This window comes from Klebsiella sp. X1-16S-Nf21 (assembly GCF_002837615.1).
Lineage (GTDB): Bacteria > Pseudomonadota > Gammaproteobacteria > Enterobacterales > Enterobacteriaceae > Klebsiella > Klebsiella variicola.
The window spans coordinates 41,146-58,044 of sequence record NZ_PJDK01000014.1 but is presented as its reverse complement, the minus strand read 5'-3'; the positions used below and the strand labels follow the sequence as shown (position 1 = coordinate 58,044).

16 protein-coding genes are annotated in these 16,899 nt (G+C 56.3%); 9 read left to right on the top strand and 7 right to left on the bottom strand.

Going from position 1 to position 16,899, the window contains the following annotated elements; all coding sequences use genetic code 11:
• Positions 1-211 precede the first annotated feature (211 nt).
• The 8 genes from pstS to CW267_RS08940 all read left to right on the top strand — a co-directional run bounded on the left by pstS (position 212) and on the right by CW267_RS08940 (position 8,918).
• A complete protein-coding gene (gene pstS, locus CW267_RS08980) occupies positions 212-1,252 on the top strand; it encodes a phosphate ABC transporter substrate-binding protein PstS (RefSeq protein ID WP_012543307.1) in 1,041 nt (346 codons plus the stop codon).
• 128 nt (positions 1,253-1,380) lie between these two features.
• Positions 1,381-2,340 (top strand): phosphate ABC transporter permease PstC, encoded by a 960-nt coding sequence (pstC, locus tag CW267_RS08975; RefSeq protein ID WP_004145004.1) that lies wholly within the window; start codon positions 1,381-1,383, stop codon positions 2,338-2,340.
• Positions 2,340-3,230, top strand: a complete 891-nt coding sequence (pstA, locus tag CW267_RS08970; RefSeq protein WP_008806730.1) for a phosphate ABC transporter permease PstA — start codon at positions 2,340-2,342, stop codon at positions 3,228-3,230. Before pstC ends, pstA begins: the two co-directional genes overlap by 1 nt.
• Before the next feature lie 47 nt (positions 3,231-3,277).
• Complete coding sequence (gene pstB, locus CW267_RS08965; RefSeq protein WP_004145006.1) at positions 3,278-4,051, top strand: phosphate ABC transporter ATP-binding protein PstB; 774 nt, start codon at positions 3,278-3,280, stop codon at positions 4,049-4,051.
• A gap of 50 nt (positions 4,052-4,101) precedes the next feature.
• Positions 4,102-4,827 carry a phosphate signaling complex protein PhoU gene (phoU, locus tag CW267_RS08960; RefSeq protein ID WP_004145007.1) on the top strand — a complete coding sequence of 242 codons (726 nt, stop codon included), beginning with the start codon at positions 4,102-4,104 and terminating at the stop codon, positions 4,825-4,827.
• A 482-nt stretch (positions 4,828-5,309) separates the two neighbouring features.
• Complete coding sequence (locus CW267_RS08950) at positions 5,310-6,944, top strand: carbohydrate porin (protein WP_008806731.1); 1,635 nt, start codon at positions 5,310-5,312, stop codon at positions 6,942-6,944.
• A 38-nt stretch (positions 6,945-6,982) separates the two neighbouring features.
• Positions 6,983-8,149: an alpha/beta hydrolase-fold protein gene (locus CW267_RS08945; protein WP_064180764.1), complete on the top strand. Its 1,167-nt coding sequence runs from the start codon at positions 6,983-6,985 to the stop codon at positions 8,147-8,149.
• Between the two features lie 49 nt (positions 8,150-8,198).
• Complete coding sequence (locus CW267_RS08940) at positions 8,199-8,918, top strand: glucosamine-6-phosphate deaminase (RefSeq protein WP_008806733.1); 720 nt, start codon at positions 8,199-8,201, stop codon at positions 8,916-8,918.
• 79 nt (positions 8,919-8,997) lie between these two features.
• Here the strand turns inward: CW267_RS08940 and yieH are convergent, their stop codons facing one another.
• On the bottom strand, positions 8,998-9,663 hold the full coding sequence (yieH, locus tag CW267_RS08935; protein WP_008806734.1) for a 6-phosphogluconate phosphatase: 666 nt from the start codon (positions 9,661-9,663) through the stop codon (positions 8,998-9,000).
• A gap of 170 nt (positions 9,664-9,833) precedes the next feature.
• Here yieH and CW267_RS08925 point away from each other — a divergent pair, with 170 nt between their 5' ends.
• Positions 9,834-11,171 (top strand): NCS2 family permease, encoded by a 1,338-nt coding sequence (locus CW267_RS08925; RefSeq protein ID WP_008806735.1) that lies wholly within the window; start codon positions 9,834-9,836, stop codon positions 11,169-11,171.
• 45 nt (positions 11,172-11,216) lie between these two features.
• Here the strand turns inward: CW267_RS08925 and CW267_RS08920 are convergent, their stop codons facing one another.
• The 6 genes from CW267_RS08920 to mnmE form a co-directional block, all read right to left on the bottom strand.
• On the bottom strand, positions 11,217-11,783 hold the full coding sequence (locus tag CW267_RS08920; protein ID WP_008806736.1) for an NADPH-dependent FMN reductase: 567 nt from the start codon (positions 11,781-11,783) through the stop codon (positions 11,217-11,219).
• A 36-nt stretch (positions 11,784-11,819) separates the two neighbouring features.
• A complete protein-coding gene (locus CW267_RS08915; RefSeq protein ID WP_162493349.1) occupies positions 11,820-12,389 on the bottom strand; it encodes a 4'-phosphopantetheinyl transferase family protein in 570 nt (189 codons plus the stop codon).
• Positions 12,390-12,698: 309 nt separating this feature from the next.
• Entirely contained in the window at positions 12,699-13,658 is a 960-nt protein-coding gene (gene yidZ, locus CW267_RS08910; protein ID WP_004151541.1) for an HTH-type transcriptional regulator YidZ, read from the bottom strand.
• A complete protein-coding gene (locus CW267_RS08905; protein WP_008806738.1) occupies positions 13,633-14,811 on the bottom strand; it encodes an MFS transporter in 1,179 nt (392 codons plus the stop codon). Before CW267_RS08905 ends, yidZ begins: the two co-directional genes overlap by 26 nt.
• 99 nt (positions 14,812-14,910) lie before the next feature.
• Complete coding sequence (locus CW267_RS08900; protein ID WP_008806739.1) at positions 14,911-15,330, bottom strand: GNAT family N-acetyltransferase; 420 nt, start codon at positions 15,328-15,330, stop codon at positions 14,911-14,913.
• Between the two features lie 119 nt (positions 15,331-15,449).
• A complete protein-coding gene (mnmE, locus tag CW267_RS08895) occupies positions 15,450-16,814 on the bottom strand; it encodes a tRNA uridine-5-carboxymethylaminomethyl(34) synthesis GTPase MnmE (protein ID WP_008806740.1) in 1,365 nt (454 codons plus the stop codon).
• Between the last annotated feature and the right edge of the window lie 85 nt (positions 16,815-16,899).

The following is a 16,899-nucleotide window of genomic DNA, read 5'->3' as shown; positions in this document are numbered from 1 at the left end:
TTCGCTGTCATAAAAAGAAAATTATTCTGTCATTGCACGGTCATGATTACAGATAACTATCTGAGTTATATATTTATTATTTGCTGTAAAATCCCTTCTTTCTGCCTGTCATAAAACTGTCATAATTCGTACATTTTACTGTCACCTCTTTGACCTATTTTGCTCACCATAGCCTCGAAACAATGATTTACGAATCCCAGCAGGAGACATTATGAACGTTATGCGTACCACCGTCGCAACAGTTGTCGCCGCGACCTTATCGATGAGCGCTTTCTCTGCCTTCGCAGCAGCAAGCCTGACTGGCGCAGGCGCAACTTTCCCTGCGCCGGTGTATGCCAAATGGGCTGACACCTATCAGAAAGAAACCGGCAATAAAGTGAACTACCAGGGTATTGGTTCCTCTGGTGGCGTTAAGCAGATTATTGCCAACACCGTTGATTTCGGTGCTTCTGATGCTCCGCTGGCTGATGACAAACTGACCCAGGAAGGTCTGTTCCAGTTCCCGACCGTGATTGGCGGCGTGGTACTGGCGGTTAACCTGCCTGGCGTGAAATCCGGCGAACTGGTGCTGGATGGCAAAACCCTCGGTGATATCTACCTGGGTAAAATTAAAAAATGGGATGACGCAGCGATCGCTAAACTCAACCCGGGCCTGAAGCTGCCGTCGCAGAACATCGCCGTGGTCCGCCGCGCCGATGGTTCCGGTACCTCCTTCGTCTTCACCAGCTACCTGTCCAAAGTGAATGAAGAGTGGAAATCGAAAATCGGCGCCGGCTCTACCGTTAACTGGCCAACCGGCCTGGGCGGTAAAGGCAACGACGGTATCGCCGCCTTTGTTCAGCGTCTGCCGGGCTCGATTGGTTACGTTGAATACGCTTACGCCAAGCAAAACAACCTCGCGTATACCAAGCTGGTCTCTGCCGACGGCAAGCCGGTTAGCCCGACTGAAGACAACTTCGCTAACGCCGCAAAAGGCGTTGACTGGAGCAAGTCTTTCGCTCAGGACCTGACCAACCAGAAAGGCGAAAATGCATGGCCGATCACCTCAACCACCTTCATCCTGGTGCATAAGGCGACCAACAAGCCGGAACAGACCGCTGAAGTGCTGAAGTTCTTCGACTGGGCGTATAAAAACGGCGGGAAAGAAGCGAATGCGCTGGATTACGCGACGCTGCCGGAAAGCGTGGTAGAGCAGGTTCGCGCGGCATGGAAAACCAACGTCAAAGACAGCAGCGGTAAAGCGCTGTACTAACAGTAGATTTTTGACGAAGATGGCGGGGGCGTTCAGGCGCTGCCCGCCCTACGGTTCAGACTGTAGGCCCGGAAGCGAACGCCACCGGGCATTTATTCGAACAAGTTTTAATACGTAAAGAGTAATCTATGGCTGCAACCAAGCCTGCATTTACCCCTCCGGGGAAAAAGGGTGACATGATTTTCAGTGCGCTGGTAAAACTGGCTGCGCTGATTGTGCTATTGATGCTGGGCGGCATCATCGTTTCCCTGATCATCTCTTCCTGGCCGAGCATTCAAAAGTTTGGCTTTGCTTTTTTGTGGACCAAAGAGTGGGATGCGCCCAACGAAATCTTCGGCGCGCTGGTACCGATTTACGGAACCCTGGTGACCTCCTTTATCGCGCTGCTGATCGCCGTCCCAGTGAGCTTTGGCATCGCGCTGTTTCTGACCGAACTGTCCCCCGCCTGGCTCAAGCGTCCGCTGGGCATTGCGATTGAGCTGCTGGCGGCAATCCCGAGTATCGTGTACGGCATGTGGGGCCTGTTTATTTTCGCCCCGCTGTTTGCGACTTACTTCCAGGAGCCGGTCGGTAACGTCCTGTCGACCATCCCGTTCGTCGGCGCGCTGTTTGCCGGCCCGGCGTTTGGTATCGGTATTCTCGCCGCTGGCGTCATTCTGGCCATCATGATCATCCCTTATATCGCCGCGGTCATGCGTGATGTTTTCGAACAGACGCCGGTGATGATGAAAGAGTCGGCCTATGGCATCGGCTGCACCACCTGGGAGGTGATCTGGCGCATTGTCTTACCGTTCACCAAGAATGGGGTGATCGGCGGGGTGATGCTCGGTCTGGGCCGCGCGCTGGGTGAAACCATGGCGGTAACTTTTATTATCGGCAACACCTACCAGCTCGACAGCATCTCGTTGTATATGCCAGGGAATAGTATTACCTCCGCGCTGGCTAATGAGTTCGCCGAAGCGGAAACCGGCCTGCACGTGGCGGCGCTGATGGAGCTGGGCCTGATCCTGTTCGTTATCACCTTTATCGTTCTGGCCGCGTCTAAGTTCATGATTATGCGCCTCGCGAAGAATGAGGGGGCACGCTAATGGCGACCATTGAATTGCAAACCTCTACCGAGCTGGCGGAGTCCCGTCGCAAGATGCAGGCCAAACGTCGTATGAAGAACCGTATCGCTCTGGCGCTGTCGATGGCGACCATGGCGTTTGGTTTGTTCTGGCTTATCTGGATCCTGATGGCGACGATAACCCGCGGTTTCGATGGCATGAGTCTGGCGCTCTTCACCGAAATGACGCCGCCGCCGAATACGGCGGGCGGTGGCCTGGCTAACGCCCTCGCCGGCAGCGGCCTGCTGATCCTGTGGGCAACCGTCTTTGGTACGCCGCTGGGTATCCTTGCCGGAATTTATCTGGCGGAGTATGGCCGCAAATCGGTGCTGGCGGAAATCATCCGTTTTATCAACGATATTCTGCTTTCCGCGCCGTCTATCGTGGTCGGCCTGTTTGTCTACACCATCGTGGTGGCGCAGATGCAGCACTTCTCGGGCTGGGCGGGCGTTATCGCGCTGGCGCTGCTGCAGGTGCCTATCGTTATTCGTACCACCGAAAACATGCTGAAGCTGGTGCCGGATAGCCTGCGTGAAGCGGCCTATGCGCTGGGGACGCCGAAGTGGAAGATGATCTCGGCGATCACCCTGAAAGCGTCCGTCTCAGGGATTATGACCGGGATCCTGCTGGCTATCGCCCGTATCGCCGGGGAAACGGCGCCGCTGCTGTTCACTGCGCTGTCCAACCAGTTCTGGAGCACCGACATGATGCAGCCGATTGCTAACCTGCCGGTGACCATTTTCAAATTTGCCATGAGTCCGTTTGCGGAGTGGCAGCAACTGGCATGGGCCGGGGTATTGATTATCACCCTGTGCGTCTTGCTGCTGAACATCCTGGCGCGCGTTATCTTCGCCAAGAAGAAACACGGTTAATTTTTTGCGGCGCAGCGAATGCTGCGCTGAATGAGGAAGAGATAGAGATGAGTATGGTGAATACAGCTCCGGGTAAGATTTCAGTTCGTAACCTGAACTTCTACTACGGCAAATTCCATGCCCTGAAGAACATCAACCTGGATATCACCAAAAACCAGGTGACGGCGTTTATCGGTCCGTCAGGCTGTGGTAAATCCACCCTGCTGCGCACGTTCAACAAAATGTTCGAACTGTATCCGGAGCAGCGCGCGGAAGGCGAGATCCTGCTGGATGGCGACAACATTCTGACCAACACCCAGGATATCGCCCTGCTGCGCGCTAAGGTTGGCATGGTGTTCCAGAAACCAACGCCGTTCCCGATGTCCATTTATGACAATATCGCCTTCGGCGTGCGCCTGTTTGAAAAGCTGTCCCGTGCCGATATGGACGAGCGCGTGCAGTGGGCGCTGACCAAAGCCGCATTATGGAACGAAACCAAAGATAAATTGCACCAGAGCGGGTATTCTCTCTCCGGTGGCCAGCAACAGCGCCTGTGCATCGCGCGCGGTATCGCGATCCGCCCGGAAGTGCTGCTGCTTGATGAGCCGTGCTCCGCGCTGGACCCGATCTCCACCGGGCGTATCGAAGAGCTGATCACCGAGCTGAAACAGGACTACACCGTCGTTATCGTGACTCACAACATGCAGCAGGCTGCGCGTTGCTCCGACCATACGGCATTTATGTATCTTGGCGAGCTGATTGAGTTCAGCAACACGGACGACCTGTTCACCAAGCCCGCGAAGAAACAAACTGAAGATTATATTACTGGCCGCTACGGTTGATTTGCCCTTGTGCTTTCAGGCTCTCACCAGTTGGGCAATCAGGAGACACCATGGACAACCTAAATCTTAACAAACATATTTCCGGCCAGTTCAACGCTGAACTGGAGTATATCCGCACCCAGGTGATGACCATGGGTGGGCTGGTGGAGCAACAGCTTTCTGATGCGATCACCGCCATGCATAACCAGGACAGCGATCTGGCGAAACGCGTCATCGACGGCGACAAGCAGGTCAACATGATGGAAGTGGCGATCGACGAGGCCTGCGTGCGCATCATCGCCAAGCGCCAGCCGACCGCCAGCGACCTGCGTCTGGTGATGGCGATCATCAAGACTATCGCTGAGCTGGAACGCATCGGCGACGTGGCGGATAAAATCTGCCGCACCGCGCTGGAGAAGTTTTCCCAGCAGCACCAGCCGCTGCTGGTGAGCCTCGAATCGCTGGGCCGTCACACGGTGCAGATGCTGCATGACGTACTGGATGCGTTTGCGCGTATGGATCTCGACGAAGCGGTACGTATCTATCGCGAAGATAAAAAAGTCGACCAGGAGTATGAAGGCATCGTACGCCAGCTGATGACCTACATGATGGAAGACTCGCGCACTATCCCCAGCGTCCTGACCGCGCTGTTCTGCGCGCGCTCCATCGAGCGTATTGGCGACCGCTGCCAGAATATCTGCGAATATATTTTCTACTTCGTCAAAGGTCAGGATTTCCGTCACGTTGGCGGCGATGAGCTGGATAAACTGCTCGCCGGCAAAGATCCGAAAGAGTAATAATCATTCTGTCTAATTCTGGTAAATGGCTTTATCAGAATTAGATATGATTTATCTCGTGGCAGCGAGATTGCTGAGATTATCGTCACAATTAACAATCTGCCCGTTTGAGTTATTCATTTTATCGCGTAACAATCAACGCCCACTCCTGAGCTTAAACGCTCAGGGTGGTTTAAACGGATTGTGACTGCGACAGCAGGCAAAACCTGATATTGCCCCTACGGCGGCGGTATCAGGTTTTTTTGTTTTATGCGGGCCAATAATGGCTGAATGAGGGTTGCTACCGCGATGTGCGGGCAAAACCTGAAGAGGATTATCTGTTAAGGCAGATGGTCTTCTTCAGGTTTTTTTTTGCTTTTGTCTAACTGCAAAAATAACAGCCGCCGCGACCTCAAACGGTATGGATAGGGCTATTAGAACCTGCGCGGGATGGTTGTTGCTGTCGTGTTTTATTTACGCCAATGCTTATATAAAGGAATATTATGATGAGAAAAAACAGGATCGCTTCGGCGATAGTCTTGCTGGCGCCTCTTTGTTATTCCACCACTCTGATAGCAAGCCCGTTGACGGTGGAGCAACGACTTGAGCTGCTGGAGAAAGCGCTCAAAGACACGCAAAAAGAGCTCAAAAAATATCAGGACCAGGAGAGAAAAAGAGACCAGATTTGGGCCTCATGGTCTCCGCCTGCGGAAGGTCAGAAGCGCAAGACCGGGGTGGCGGCCGCCGGTCCGAAAACGGCGGTTAAACCGGATGCGGTGCTGGTTAAAAATCAACAACCTGCCACGGATGGCGCGCCAGCCTACAGCGCGATGACGCTGAAAGATTTTAGCACGTTCGTGAAAGATGAAATTGGCTTCAGCTATAACGGCTACTTCCGTTCCGGCTGGGGCACCGCCTCGCACGGCTCGCCAAAATCGTGGGCGATCGGTTCGCTTGGCCGCCTGGGCAATGAATATTCCGGCTGGTTCGATCTGCAGCTGAAGCAGCGGGTGTTTCAGGAAGGTGATAAACGCGTTGATGCCATCGTGATGCTCGACGGGAACGTCGGCCAGCAGTACTCCTCAGGCTGGTTTGGTGACAATGCCGGCGGCGAAAACTACATCCAGTTCTCGGATATGTACGTTAACACCAAAGGGTTCCTGCCGTTTGCCCCGGAAGCCGATTTCTGGGTCGGCAAACACGGGGCGCCAAAAATCGAAATCCAGATGCTGGACTGGAAAACGCAGAGAACCGATGCGGCGGCCGGCGTGGGGCTGGAAAACTGGCAGGTGGGCGCCGGGAAATTCGATATCGCATTGGTCCGCGAAGATGTCGATGATTACGATCGTTCTTTGAGCAATAAGCAGCAAATTAACACCAATACTCTGGACGTTCGCTACAAAGAGATTCCGCTGTGGGATAAAGCCAGCCTGATGGTCAGCGGACGCTATGTCGCCGCGAATCAAAGTTCCTCAGAGAAATATAAAGAGGGCAATGAAGGTTATTATCCGTGGAAAGATACCTGGATGGCAGGCACTTCGTTAACACAGAAATGGGCTAACGGCGGTTTTAACGAATTTTCTTTCTTACTGGCGAATAATTCTATTGCCAGCAGCTTCTCGCGCTATGCCGGATCCAGCCCCTATACCACCTTTAACGGCCGCTATTATGGCGATCATACCAATGGCACCGCCGTGCGCTTAACCTCGCAGGGGGAAACCTATTTACGCGATGACGTTATTATGGCGAATGCCATCGTCTACTCCTTTGGTAACGATGTCTATAGCTACGAAACCGGGGCCCACTCCGATTTTGAATCCATTCGCACGGTCCTGCGACCGGCTTATATCTGGGATAAATATAACCAGACCGGTGTCGAGCTGGGATACTTCAAACAGCAAAACAAAGATGTTACCGGCAAGAAATATAACGAGTCCGGCTACAAGACCACGCTGTTCCATACCTTCAAAGTCAATACCAGTATGCTGACCTCGCGCCCGGAAATTCGCTTCTATGCCACCTATATTAAAGCGAAGGATATCGACCTGGATAAGGCAGCGAATAATACCACCAGCATTTTTGAAGACGGTAAAAACGATCAGTTTGCCGTGGGGGCGCAGGCGGAAATCTGGTGGTAAGACGATAACAGAACGGACACAACGGAAGAGGACTAACGATGAAACGACATGCAATGTATTTCGCACTGGCGCTGGCGGGCGCGGCATTTACCCTCCAGGCGGCGCCATTACCCGCGATGCCGGATCCCACCCTGCCGGTGAGCCACTTTATTACCCAGGTTAACGCGGATAAGAGTATCACTTATCGCCTGTTTGCTCCTGATGCCCGGCGGGTCTCGGTAGTGACCGGCGCCACGCCGGACTCCTTTGTCTCACACGACATGACCAAAGAGGCTCAGGGGGTGTGGACATGGAAAAGTGAGCCGATGAAACCCAATATCTATGAATACTATTTCGATGTGGATGGCTTCCGCTCGGTGGATACCGGCAGCCGCTATCAGAAGCCGCAGCGCCAGGTGAATACCAGTTTGATTCTGGTACCTGGTAGTATTCTCGACGATCGGGCGGTCGCGCATGGCGATCTGCGCACCCTCACCTATCACTCGAAGGCACTGAACGCCGAACGTCGTCTCTATGTCTGGACGCCGCCGGGCTATAGCGGAACCGGCGATCCGCTGCCGGTGCTCTATTTCTATCATGGCTTTGGCGACAGCGGTCTGTCGGCCATCGATCAGGGGCGTATCCCGCAGATCATGGATAACCTGCTGGCGGAGGGCAAAATCAAGCCGATGCTGGTGGTGGTCCCGGATACCGAAACCGATACCCCGGAAGCGATAGCGGAAAACTTTCCGCCGCAGGAGCGGCGCAAAAACTTCTATCCGCTCAATGCGCAGGCGGCGGATAACGAGTTGATGCAGGATATCATTCCGCTGATCGATACCCGGTTTAACGTGCGTAAAGATGCCGACGGCCGGGCGCTGGCTGGCCTGTCACAGGGCGGTTATCAGGCGCTGGTTTCCGGAATGAACCATCTGGATAGCTTTGGCTGGCTCGCCACCTTTAGCGGCGTCACGACCACGACAGTGCCGAATGCCGGCGTGGAAGCGCAGCTGAAGCAGCCTGACGCGATCAATAAGCAGCTGCGCAACTTTACCGTGGTCGTCGGGGAAAAAGATTCCGTCACCGGCAACGATATCGCGGGTCTGAAACGCGAGCTGGAAAAACAGAAGATCAACTTCGACTATCACTCGTATCCTGGCCTGAACCATGAAATGGACGTCTGGCGCCCGGCCTACGCCGAGTTTGTGCAGAAACTGTTTAAATAACCGTTAGGGGGCCTTCAGCCCCCGTTTTGTGCTTGTGAAGGACGACAAGATGAAAATGATTGTGACCGAAGATTATGAAGAGATGAGCCTGGTCGCCAGCCATCATGTTCTGGGCTATATCACGGCACCGCGGCGGGTGAATCTCGCCGTGACGGCCGGCAGCACGCCAAAGCGGATGTATGAGCATCTAACCGCCGCAGTGAAAGGCAAAGCATTCTATGATCGGGTGCACTATTACAACTTCGATGAGATCCCCTTTCGCGGCCAGTCGCGAGAAGGCGTCACGATATCTAATCTGCGCCAGCTGTTTTTTACCCCGGCGCAGATCAAAGAAGAGAACATTCACAAGCTGACGCTGGACAACGCCGCTCAGCACGATCGCCAGCTGGAAGAGGCTGGCGGCCTTGATCTGATGGTGCTGGGGCTGGGGGCTGACGGCCATTTTTGCGGCAACCTGCCGAATACCACCCGCTTTCATGATCAGACGGTCGAAGTGCCGATTCATGGGGAAATGATTGGTATTGTCGCTAACGGCGAGATGGGCGGGGATTTTTCCGTCGTGCCCGATAGCTATGTCACCATGGGGCCGAGAAGCGTGATGGCGGCAAAAAATCTGCTGTTGATCGTGAGCGGCGCGGCGAAGGCGCAAGCCCTTAAGCAGGTGGTTGAAGGCCCGGTCAGCGAGCAGGTGCCGGCGTCGGTGCTCAAATTACACCCTTCACTGGTGATTATTGCCGATAAAGCGGCAGTCACTGAATTGCAGCCATAACCAGTCGCTGATTCTATTCCCCGCTTGCACAGACGCTTAGCGGGGCTACATCGATGCCAACGTGCCGCTCACCAGGCCCTTAACGCGTGATATCCCAGCCGCGCGCTTGCCACAATGCCGGCAGCTCTGCCAGATCGGTAAAGGTCGTCACTTTGGGATGATCGATCGGCTGGTTATGCGGATCGGCGCAGAAATAAAACACCTCCATGCCGGCGGCAATCCCCGACTGAGCACCGGCGCTGGAGTCATCCACCAGGATACAGTTTTCGGCTTTTACCTGCATGGCCTCTGCCGCATGAAACATCAGCGCCGGGTCAGGCTTCCAGCGCTGAATATCATAGCCGCTGTACAAGCGGTCAGCGAAATGGTGCAGCAGGCCGGTGCGGCCAAGAGAGTGCTGCATTTTACTGACCGGACCATTGGAGACCACGCACATCGGGACGCTTACCGCATCCAGCAGCGCCTGGGCTCCGGCAATCACCTCCAGTTCGCTATCAAACAGGCGAGCGACCTCCGCACGGTAAATTGGCTCCAGCGTCGCTTTTTGCAGGTTAACGCCATGCTCAGCGTTGATGGTGTCGATAATTTCGTACAGCTTCACCCCTTTGAAGCGCTTAAAAATCTCGGCAAGGTCCAGCGTAATGCCGAATTCCTGGAACATGTGAACGTAGGCGCGGGAGCAAATCACCTCACTGTCGACCAGTGTGCCGTCACAGTCAAAAAATACTGCTTCTGGTTGAGTCATAGTCTTTCCGTATTAACAAGTTTAACGTTTTCGTCATGCCCAATGCCGCGACGCAATCGTTGCCGTATAAGCAAAATAAATGAAAAAAATTACCATACAACTGCGCCGGGTGCCCTGTTTTGGTATAGGATAGCCTCGAATTTTCCCTCCTTTACGTTCGGAAACCGATAATGAGTCAACAACAAACCAGCCAGTCTTCTGGCCAGGGTCTGCTGGAGCGCGTATTTAAACTGCGCGAGCACGGCACCACAGTGCGCACGGAAGCGATCGCCGGTTTCACCACGTTCCTGACGATGGTGTATATCGTTTTTGTTAACCCACAAATTCTTGGCGTAGCGGGCATGGATACCAGCGCCGTGTTTGTGACCACCTGTCTGATTGCTGCGTTCGGCAGTATCCTGATGGGGCTGTTCGCGAACCTGCCGGTGGCTCTTGCGCCGGCGATGGGTCTGAACGCCTTCTTCGCCTTCGTGGTGGTGCAGGCGATGGGCCTGCCGTGGCAGGTAGGCATGGGCGCGATTTTCTGGGGCGCCGTCGGTCTGCTGCTGCTGACGATTTTCCGTGTACGCTACTGGATGATCGCCAATATTCCGGTGAGCCTGCGCGTCGGTATCACCAGCGGTATCGGCCTGTTTATCGGCATGATGGGTCTGAAAAATGCCGGGGTTATCGTCGCTAACCCGGAAACGCTGGTCAGCATTGGTCATCTGACCTCCCACAGTGTGCTGCTGGGCATTCTGGGCTTCTTTATCATCGCGATTCTGGCATCACGTAACATTCATGCCGCGGTCCTGGTGTCTATTGTGGTCACCACCCTGCTGGGCTGGATGCTGGGCGATGTGCACTACACCGGCATCGTCTCCGCGCCGCCGAGCGTGACGTCGGTGATTGGTCATGTCGATCTGGCGGGCTCCCTGAACCTGGGCCTGGCCGGTGTGATCTTCTCGTTTATGCTGGTCAACCTGTTTGACTCCTCCGGGACGCTGATTGGCGTCACCGATAAAGCGGGTCTGGCTGATGCTCAGGGTAAATTCCCGCGCATGAAGCAAGCGCTGTTTGTCGACAGCGTCTCGTCGGTGGCGGGTTCCTTCATCGGTACTTCGTCGGTGACGGCCTATATCGAATCCTCCTCCGGCGTTTCCGTGGGCGGGCGCACCGGCCTGACCGCCGTTGTCGTTGGGATCCTGTTCCTGCTGGTTATCTTCCTGTCTCCGCTGGCGGGGATGGTTCCGGCCTATGCGGCCGCTGGCGCGCTGATTTACGTTGGCGTGCTGATGACCTCCAGCCTCGCGCGCGTGAAGTGGGATGACCTGACGGAAGCGGTACCGGCGTTTATCACCGCGGTGATGATGCCGTTTAGCTTCTCAATCACCGAAGGTATCGCCTTAGGCTTTATCTCTTACTGCGTGATGAAGATCGGTACCGGCCGTCTGCGCGAGCTCAGCCCGTGCGTGATTATCGTTTCGCTGCTGTTCGTGCTGAAAATTGTCTTTATCGATGCACATTAATCCGCACGCATGATGAAAAAGCCCGGCATCGCTGCCGGGCTTTTTTTATGCTTTAACCCGCCGAATATAGTCGCCAAAGGCGGTCAGCTGGCCACGCAGATGGTCGAGGGTGCTCTGATCGACTACTTCACCCGACTGCGGATCCACTTTGTTCTGGATGACGCCGCCCATAAATTCCGGTTTATTCATTACCATCGCATCAAGGAAGACCAGAATCTGGCGCAAATGATACTGGCAGCGCGCACCGCCGATGGCGCCCATTGAGCTGGTCTGAATCAGTACCGGTTTGCCGGACAGCGGCTGCTCGGGCAGGCGTGACAGCCAGTCGATGGCGTTTTTCAGGCCGCCAGGCACGGAATAGTTATACTCGGGAGTGACGATCACCACGCCATCCGCTTCGCGGATCTGTTGCGCAATATCCTGCACGCGCTGTGGGAACCCCTCTTCCTCCTGCATATCAGCATCGTACAGCGGGATATCACCGATCGACGGCAGCGCGGAGATATCCATGCCCGCTGGCGCGATGCCGGGCAGGGTGCGCGCGACCATTCCATTAAACGACCCTTTGCGCAGGCTGCCGAGTAACGTAACCACTTTTAAGGTATCTGACATGATTGCTCCTTTGTATCATGATGCCGGCAAAACCGGTCAATTGAGGGATAAGGTTTTTTCCATCGGTAAGCTGGTAAAACGCATCAGACGGGCCGACGGTTCGCGTGCGCGCTGCTGAGCATCCGGCAGGCTGCGCCATTCGCCCCCCTTAGCATCATATTCCCAGACCTTCAGCGAGCCGATATTTGGGCTGGCGGCAATCGACCACACCAGCAGCGATTCGGCATCACAGACGGCTTCGATCGGCTGGCTACCGGCGGTGCGCAGGCGGCCAGAACCCGGCAGCAGCTGCGTTGATGCTTCGCCGGTCAGTTTCAGCACGCTTCGCCGCAGGGCCACCAGCTGGCTACGCGCTTCATCCGGGTCATGCTGAATGTTAATCCACAGATTTTCATTGTTACTGAAATTGTGCCGGTCGGCGTCGTGACCACGCACCGTGCGCTGCAGTTCCATGTCGAGGCCACAATCCCCCTCGGTGGTCAGCGCGACGCCAACAATATTGCCAGTATAAGAGATAGAGAAGCGAGGAAGATGACGATCGCTAAAAACCGGTCGGCCATTGGCTTCATTGATAATTTCAGGCAGCTCGCTGATACCGTAAAGCATAAACAGCAGTTCGGCGAGTAGCGAACGCGAAGCGCGAAAGCGAGCCTGACGGTATTCAGGGAGTAGGCGTGCGGATTGATGACAGGCCGCTGACAAACGTGTCGATAGCGGCTCCCCGGTACTAAGTATCCCTCTTGCAAAATGCGTTGCCATACGTCGCTCCGTGAGTAATGGTCTGGATAAAATTGCGGGCGCTATTATCGCCTGGTATTAACAGGTTTTAATGCCGAAATCCCCCCTTGAAAAGGGAATTTGTTTGAATTTTACAAATTCTTGCGCAAATAAGGGGCGATAGACACGAAACAAGGCTTACAGCGTACCGGAATAGAGTGCTTTCAGCGTATCTCTAAGCCAGACGAGCTTCGGGTTGTAGCTGTTGCGCTTATGCCATAGCAGGGTGAAGGGAACGCGCAGCTTTTCCAGATGCTGCGCCTCCAGCGGTAGCGGCCGGGAGACTAGCGGCAGCTGGTGCTGCTGATTATAGTGCTGGCAGTAGCGCGGCGCGGTAGCCAGCATGGTGTGTTGCGGTTGAGCGGCCATAAAAAGCGATTGTTCAAACCCTGGCACGGTCAGCGCCACGTTACGCTTATACCCCAGCTCCTGCAGCACATCGTCCAGCGCCCAGGTATCGCGTTGTTCCCAGCAGATAGTGATATGCGGATAGCGTAAGAATGCCGCCAGATCCCACTCTTCCCTGAGCGCTGGATGATCGGCGCGCAGCCAGACCTGCGGCAGGTCGGTGAACAGTACCTCAAAATCGATATACCACGGCAGCAGGCTCAGCAGCTCCCGCGACTGCGGATGGCTTTCGCGCCCGCAGAAGCCGATATCCACCTCACCGCGAATGATGGCGTCCAGCGAGTCGTAGTCCCAGTTGCGCAAACGAATCAATGCCTGCGGATAGCGCTGATAGATGCGCTGGGAGAGGGTATTAAACAGGATCATCAGCAGCGGCGTTTCCGCCGCCAGCTCGAATTTGAGGCCGCTGGGCATGGTGTGGTGTGGTTTATCGAGGATCTGGTTGCCCATCTGCATCCAGTCCGCCAGATCCTGCTCCATGCTGCTGACCAGCGGCGTAGGCGCCAGACCCAGCGGGGTTTTCACAAACAGCGGGTCGTCAAACCAGGCGCGCAGTTTGGCCAGCGACTTGCTCACCGCTGACGGCGAAACGTTCATCCGCTTCGCCGTACGGGTAACGCTGAGCTCCTGGGTCAGGAGCTGCAGGCAGAGGAGTAAATTAAGATCAAGACTCGACAGCGGCTTCTTCATCGTATTGCGCAACCCGCGGCGGGGTGACGACCAGTAATAAAACAAGGCTCACTATGCTACAGGCAATGAGTATCCCGATCAGCATATTCATTGCGCTGAGTCCGATGATGGCGGCGAGCCAAATCCACAGCGATGAACCGCACACCTGCGCGATGCCGAGGACCGAACTGGCGACGCCCGCGCGCAGCGTGAACGGCCCCAGCGCCTGGCTCATTGCGACGCCGAATCCAACGGAGAAGCCGGCGCAAATCATGCCCAACCCGATCAGGGTGAGGGTCTGGCGGGTGGCGAGGCTCAGCGCCAGGCCTGCCGCCAGGAACAGTACCTGCGAAGTCAGCATTAAGGTGCGGGGGGTAAACAGCGACAGGGCGAACGGCGTCGAGAAGGAGACCGCCATGCTGATCATCGCCATCAGGGCCATCGCCATTGAGTAAGTTCCCCGATCGAACCCCATCTCTTCCATCATCAGAACCGGAGAGACGTTCACGTAGGTCAGGATCGCCGTCACGCTGAGGGTGGTAATGAGAATGCGGCTGAGAAAAAAGCGGTTCAGCAGCGACTCACTGCCGCCATGCTGCGGTGTCGCAGTCTGCGGAGGTGCCGTCGGGCGCGTCTCGCGCAGGATAAAGACCGACAGCAAACCGACCATGACGCCCATGCCGGTCATGGTGTAGAACAGGCTCTGCCACGGATATTTCAGCATAATCAGGTGGCCAAGCACTGGCGCCAGGACGGGGATAATGCAGGTAATGCCGTTGAGCAACGACAGCACCTTGGCGCGGCGGCGATCGTCCAGCGTATCGCGCAGGATAGCGAAAGCCACCACGTAGCAGCTGCCGGCGCCGATCCCCTGGATAAAGCGTCCGGCGAGGAAGTGGCTGCTGGCGTGCGCCTGGGCGCAGAGCAGGGAGGCGACAACAAAGATCACCGCGCCCACAATGGCGACAGGCTTACGTCCTGACCGGTCGGCGATGCGACCAGCAAACAGCATCGCGGAGGCCATACCGGCCAGATAGACTGAAAAGGCGATATGTAATTGCGCCTCGCTGGCCCCCAGGTCCTGAGCAATACGCGGCAGGCCGACCAGATACATATCGATGCCGGAGGGATAGAGCAGAACCAGGGCGAAACTGCAGAGAAGAAAGCGTGTCATGGGATCCTCGCGATGTGAATGGCGTTCAGCATAGTGAGGAACGCGGCACAAGACGAGTTGCCATTTGGACAACGCTCTTTTCCTGGCAGGAAACGCGAGTTAACGACTCCGGGTACGCCAGACGCGGGCCATCCCTTCGCTTTCCGGCCGAACGCTTTCAAAGCCGAACTTCGCATACAGCTCCGGCACATCCGCCACCAGCGTAACGTAGGCCCCGTCAAAGGCGTTAGCGTCCAGCCAGGCGATCAGCTTCTCCATCACCAGCCGGCCAAGGCCTTTTCCCTGGTGAGCCGGATCGACGGCGACGTCAACAATATCGAAATTAATCGCGCCGTCGCCGACGATACGTCCCATCGCGATCGGCGTCTCCTGCCAGAGGATATGTACGCCGTAACAGCTACGCGGCAGTCCGGCTCTGGCGCCTTCCAGGGGGCGCGGCGACATGCCTGCCGCCACCCGCAGGTGGCAAAACGCTTCGGCGGAGGGCACCTTCTCGATCACGGTATATTCAACGGTCATGCTTTAGTCTCGTGGTAAAAGGGGAGATAAAAGTAGAGAACGTTGCGCCGCAAAGGGCAAGAAAAAACCCGCATTAACGCGGCGTTAATGCGGGTGAGTGAACGTTTACGGACTAAACGTTATTTGCCGATACAGAAGCTGGAGAAGATGCGGCCCAGCAGGTCGTCGGAGGTGAACTCCCCGGTGATCTCGCTCAGCGCCTGCTGCGCGAGGCGCAGCTCTTCCGCCAGCAGCTCCCCGGCCCAGGCGCCCAGCAGCTGGGCTTTGCCCTGCTGCAGATGGTTCGCCGCCTCTTCCAGCGCCTGCAGGTGACGGCGGCGGGCGAGGAAGCCGCCTTCCATGCTGGTATCGAAGCCCATGCTCTGCTTAAGGTGGTTCCGCAGCACCTCCACGCCTTCGCCGGTTCGCGCCGACAGGCGGATCAGTGAGTGGCCATTGACTTCGCTGAGACCCAGCGCTTCGCCAGTGACGTCGGCTTTATTGCGCACCACGGTAATCGGCAGTTTAGCGGGCAGGCGCTCGATAAAGTCTGGCCAGATCTCCGCCGGATCAACGGCGCTGGTGGTGGTGCCGTCGACCATAAACAGCACCCGATCCGCCTGCTCAATCTCCTGCCAGGCGCGCTCGATGCCGATACGCTCCACTTCGTCACTGGCGTCGCGCAGGCCCGCGGTATCGATGATATGCAGCGGCATGCCGTCGATATGGATATGCTCGCGCAGCACGTCGCGGGTGGTGCCCGCAATGTCGGTGACGATCGCCGCTTCGCGGCCCGCCAGGGCGTTGAGCAGGCTCGATTTACCGGCATTTGGTCGCCCGGCGATCACCACTTTCATCCCTTCGCGCAGCAGACTGCCCTGGCGAGCTTCCGCGCGGACGGCGTCGAGGTCGGCCATCACGCCGTTCAGCTGGGCTTCAATTTTGCCGTCTGAGAGGAAATCGATTTCTTCATCCGGGAAGTCAATAGCCGCTTCCACATAGATGCGCAGGTGAGTGAGCGCTTCCACAAGATGATTCACCCGCGCGGAGAACGCCCCCTGCAGCGAATTCAGCGCCGAGCGCGCCGCCTGTTCTGAACTGGCGTCGATGAGGTCGGCGATGGCTTCTGCCTGCGCCAGGTCGAGCTTGTCGTTGAGGAACGCGCGCTCGGAAAACTCGCCCGGCCTGGCGATGCGTACGCCGGGCAACGTCAGAATACGTTTGAGCAGCAGATCGAGAATGACCGGGCCGCCGTGGCCCTGCAGCTCAAGCACATCCTCCCCGGTAAAGGAGTTCGGCCCGGGGAACCACAGCGCAATTCCCTGATCCAGCGGCGTACCGTCAACGTCGTTGAACGGCAGGTAGTCGGCATAGCGCGGCTTCGGCAGCTTGCCGAGTACCGCCTGCGCGACATCGCGCGCCTTAAGGCCGGAGATACGCAGGATGCCCACCCCACCGCGTCCCGGAGGGGTTGCCTGGGCGACGATAGTGTCGTTATGGCTCATGGTGACTCTCTATGTAGATGTAAAAAAGGCGGTCCATTGACCGCCTTCTCTGGCATTAACGTTACCGTAACTACTCTAAATTATC